Origin of the sequence: Mesorhizobium sp. M7A.T.Ca.US.000.02.2.1, from assembly GCF_003996995.1 — a bacterium.
GTDB lineage: Bacteria > Pseudomonadota > Alphaproteobacteria > Rhizobiales > Rhizobiaceae > Mesorhizobium.
In genome coordinates, this window is sequence record NZ_RZTT01000514.1 from 1 (window position 1) to 3,719 (window position 3,719).

Sequence of the window (3,719 nt, forward strand, 5' to 3'; positions counted from 1 at the left end):
AGCAGACGCCGACCGTGGCGTTGTCTTCCATCAGGCCGACCACGCGCCGCGCCGAAACCCCGGCCGCGCCGCGGTCGCGCACGTCGACCATGACGGCCATGGAGCGCATCAGGCGCGCAAGGCCCGGATGATGGCGACCGGCGAGACGCTGGACGAAAGCTCGTAATGCGCCGCCGCCATCTTCTGCTTGAGCGACGGCGCCGGCAGGTCGGCGAAGGTCTGAACCGCGACCTGCTCGCACACCAGCTGCTCGGCGGCGCGATGGCGCCGCGCCGCAAGCGCCGCAGTGCTGGCGGCGTCCATGTATTCATCCATTGGCTTGCTCCCCCGTTGTCTCGACAAGCTTGCGCATGCGTTCGGCCACCAAGGCATCGAGCGCCGTTTTCAATTTCTTCAGGGTGGTTTCGGTGGCGCCCTGGGCGCCCGGCCGGTTCTTCAGCCGGGAATAGGTCTGCAGATGCACGCCCGCCCGCTCGCACAGTTCCTTCTGTTCGATGCGGGCGGTCTCACGCCGAAATTCGATGTCCGAAAAATCTAGCACCGCGAATCACCTTGCCGCTCATTCGCTCATCGTGATAAGCGAGTTTGCTGATTATGCAAGGTAGCAGTGCGTGCGCGTTCAAGCGAGTTCACAGCCTATTGTGCGCATCATGGCGGTGCAGCACGACACAAAGGAATGGATTCGGGCGGTTGCCCGATACATGAACCTTTCGTTTTCGGAGCTGGCCTTGAACGCCGGCCTCGCCGCATCCACCGTCACCCGCTACATGAACGACAAGTCGGGCAAGCTGTCCGTGACCGAGCGTACACTCGAAGCGCTCGCGGTCTATTCCGGGATCCCGAAAAACGTTCTACCAGGCCAGCGGCGCCTGCCAGGCTTCGGCGAGAGCGAAACCGTTCCCTATGACGACAAGCAGGACGAGCGCCTGCCTGACTGGGTGCTGGCCGCCATTCAGGCCAACAGAGGCAATCGCAACGGCGTCGAACCGTGGCTGATGAAGAGCTGGGCGCTCGACCAGCTGGGAATTCTGCCTGGCGACGTGCTGATGATCGACCAGAACCGCAGGCCGAAGGCCGGCGACATCGTCGTGGCCCAGCTCACCGATCCAGTCACCCAGCGAACCGAAACTGTCATGCGCCGTTTCGATCCGCCCTTCATCACCACCCATTCCTCCAAGATGGGACCGGGCCGGCCCGAAACCGTCGATGATGACCGCGTCGTCATCATGGGCGTCGAGTGCGGCGTCATTCGTCCGCGCCAGTAATCAGCAACTGACAAAAGCCATGGCCTGTTTTCGGGTTTCGCACCTGACAAAAGCCATGGCTTTTTGCCAATGGTGCATTTGACAAAAGCCATGGCTTTCCCCGAATCGCGCAACTGACAAAAGCCATGGCTTTTCCGTAACTCTGTGAGAGGGTCGCCGAAGCATATTTGCGGCTGCCCCAGAGGACGACAATCAGCGCGCAATAGCTTTCATAAGCGCGCTACTTGCATAATAAGCAAACTCGCTTATTGTAATCCGCGACTCACAACGCGGACTTTCCCCATGCTCACCGACGAAACCGCACCGCTCGAAGAGGTCGCCCAGGCGATCGGGCGCAAGCCGGCGTGGCTGAAGCGGCATTGGCTGCAGCTTCACCAGGAGCAGAACTTCCCGCGCAAGATCCCGACCGGCTTTGTCTGGCCGCGTCGGGCCGTTGAAGTGTGGCTGCGTTCGGCCGGGCAGTTCGCGCCCGCGCCACTGCCCGCCAACCAGAACGGGCACGAGGTCGACGCCATCAGCGCCGCCGCCGCCGCCCTTCGCGAACGCTATGGAGCAAAACCATGAACTTCGTTTCCGACGCGCCGGCGCCGGGACAGGTCGACCCGCGCGACCTGACCAGCAACCAGCTGGCCGCCCTGCGCCTGATCAAGGCCCATAAGCTCAACCGCGTCGCCAAGGGCTGGCGCGTGCAGGGCCTGCCGCTGGTCACCTTCGCCATGGTGCACTTTCTCAGCGCCAAGCGGCTGATCATCCGCCGCGATTTTCGCGGCACGCCCCGCCTCGAGCTGACCGGCGTCGGCATCAACACGCTGACCGTCGCCGACGCCAAGAAAAGGAACGCGGCATGATCATCGCGGCGGCCATCATTCTCGTCACCGTCATCCATCTGGCCTTCCTGTTCGATGCGGTGCGCTCATGAGCGTCGAGCAAGCCTATTGGGCCATGATCGGCCTGGGCGCGCTGTGCGCCCTCGGCCTCGCCAGCTGCTGCATGCTGGTCAGCTGGCTGCTGCCGCGCCCCAAGCGCTTCGGCTTCGACATCAAGGACGATCACAGCCGATCGCCCTTGCGAAATGGCAAGAGAAAATCATGAGCATTCGCGTACGCAAAGACGGAACCATGTGGTGCGCCGCACACACCAAAGAGCAGGAAGGTGACACGTACATAGACGACGCCCTGCACTATCAAATGTCAGTCATGCATGGCGTCATCGTTGCCTTGCCTATGCCCGAACATGTCGCCCACCCTCAGTGGTGGTGGGCCAACGCTGCACCACCTGAGGCAGAGACATACGACCGGAGCGATCTCGCAGTTGAGAATGCTCACACCATCGGAATGAGCTATCCCCTAAGCGCCGCACCGCGCGTCCTTGGTTCGGCGGGCCCAGTTGTACAGTCTCAGATGGTTGTAACGGGTGCGGGTAGCACATTCAAACCTTGCGAGAAGGACCCAAGCCGCTACTGCAACTGCGATGGCTTCTACCCGGCTTGCCGTCAGGCGCCGGTGCCGAGCACCGCAGACGGCCCTCCGCGTCCGAGCAAGCCGATCGATCACACGCCAATAGGCTGAAAGGGAAGAGATCATGGCCTACATCGCCAACGGCGTGTCTAAATTCCGCAAGAGACCAGTCGTTATCGAAGCCATTCAATGGACCGGACAAAATCTGTTCGATGTCATCGCTTTCACTGATGGAAGGCCGGACATTCGAAGCACACATGCTGGCATGAAATGGGATGAATATTGCGAACTAGTCGCCAGAGACGGCCTGAAAATTTATACGCTCGAAGGCAAAATGAATGCCTCGCCGGGAGACTGGATTATTCGCGGAGTTCAAGGCGAATTCTACCCGTGCAAGCCGGATATTTTTGAGGCCACTTACCAGCCTGTCAGTGCGGCATTGTTTTTCAGGAGGTGCTTCAAATGGCGACGTGCCAAGTTTGCGGTCGACGGAAACGTTTGACTACCGATGGAACGGTTGTGCATCACCATTTCAAAGGCTCGATCTGCCTTGGCACATGGAACCCGCCAGCCGAGGAAAGTTCTGACGCGGTGGTGGGCGCTATTGAGCATTGGGTGCGCACCTACAATCGATATGAGGGTAGGTTTATGAGTCACCGCGAACAGCGCCTGAACGAGCCGTTGAACGCGGAGTTTTGGCAAAACATGGCGAATGCCAGCCAGGAAAGAAGCCGCCTCGCGAGAAGGCTTCAAAATCTGCAACGCCGTAGGTTTCAAGCCGCAAACGATTGATGGAAGCATCACCTTTGACAAATTCACCCGCGCGATTCACCCTCGCGCGCGAAGGGAGCCACCCCAAATGCCGAAACCATCGCAGATCAAGCACGTGACCTGGCGCGACGGCCGGCCGCGCTTTACGCCGGGCCCGGAGCTGCGCGACGCCGGCTATGCGTCCACCGACCTGCGCTGGCCGGATCCCGCGCCGGAAGGCTGGGCG

The 3,719-nt window shown here is 60.9% G+C and carries 8 protein-coding genes; 6 read left to right on the forward strand and 2 right to left on the reverse strand.

Translation table 11 applies throughout. From position 1 onward, the window contains the following. Positions 1 to 108 precede the first annotated feature (108 nt). Positions 109 to 315, reverse strand: coding sequence for a hypothetical protein (locus tag EOD15_RS30545; protein WP_127409132.1), 207 nt, complete (start codon positions 313 to 315; stop codon positions 109 to 111). Continuing rightward, entirely contained in the window at positions 308 to 541 is a 234-nt protein-coding gene (locus EOD15_RS30550; RefSeq protein WP_127323261.1) for a hypothetical protein, read from the reverse strand. Before EOD15_RS30550 ends, EOD15_RS30545 begins: the two co-directional genes overlap by 8 nt. 187 nt (positions 542 to 728) lie before the next feature. Here EOD15_RS30550 and EOD15_RS30555 point away from each other — a divergent pair, with 187 nt between their 5' ends. The 6 genes from EOD15_RS30555 to EOD15_RS30575 form a co-directional block, all read left to right on the forward strand. Continuing rightward, entirely contained in the window at positions 729 to 1,265 is a 537-nt protein-coding gene (locus EOD15_RS30555; RefSeq protein WP_164893269.1) for a hypothetical protein, read from the forward strand. A gap of 282 nt (positions 1,266 to 1,547) precedes the next feature. Beyond that, the gene (locus tag EOD15_RS30560; protein WP_127409134.1) at positions 1,548 to 1,829 is read left to right on the forward strand and encodes a hypothetical protein; all 282 of its coding nucleotides are present in this window, start codon (positions 1,548 to 1,550) and stop codon (positions 1,827 to 1,829) included. Continuing rightward, entirely contained in the window at positions 1,826 to 2,113 is a 288-nt protein-coding gene (locus tag EOD15_RS30565) for a hypothetical protein (protein ID WP_127322550.1), read from the forward strand. Before EOD15_RS30560 ends, EOD15_RS30565 begins: the two co-directional genes overlap by 4 nt. A 67-nt stretch (positions 2,114 to 2,180) precedes the next feature. Then, on the forward strand, positions 2,181 to 2,357 hold the full coding sequence (locus EOD15_RS36010; protein WP_164762049.1) for a hypothetical protein: 177 nt from the start codon (positions 2,181 to 2,183) through the stop codon (positions 2,355 to 2,357). 489 nt (positions 2,358 to 2,846) lie between these two features. Further along, on the forward strand, positions 2,847 to 3,224 hold the full coding sequence (locus tag EOD15_RS30570) for a hypothetical protein (RefSeq protein WP_206523127.1): 378 nt from the start codon (positions 2,847 to 2,849) through the stop codon (positions 3,222 to 3,224). 210 nt (positions 3,225 to 3,434) lie between these two features. After that, a partial coding sequence (locus tag EOD15_RS30575) for a hypothetical protein (RefSeq protein WP_148129713.1) occupies positions 3,435 to 3,719 on the forward strand: 285 nt, incomplete at its 3' end.

Bases quoted from the DNA above. Each gene is read 5' to 3' on its own strand.
- EOD15_RS30545 (WP_127409132.1), bottom strand. From the start codon at position 315: ATGGATGAATACATGGACGCCGCCAGCACTGCGGCGCTTGCGGCGCGG.
- EOD15_RS30560 (WP_127409134.1), top strand. From the start codon at position 1,548: ATGCTCACCGACGAAACCGCACCGCTCGAAGAGGTCGCCCAGGCGATC.
- EOD15_RS30565 (WP_127322550.1), top strand. From the start codon at position 1,826: ATGAACTTCGTTTCCGACGCGCCGGCGCCGGGACAGGTCGACCCGCGC.
- EOD15_RS36010 (WP_164762049.1), top strand. From the start codon at position 2,181: ATGAGCGTCGAGCAAGCCTATTGGGCCATGATCGGCCTGGGCGCGCTG.
- EOD15_RS30570 (WP_206523127.1), top strand. From the start codon at position 2,847: ATGGCCTACATCGCCAACGGCGTGTCTAAATTCCGCAAGAGACCAGTC.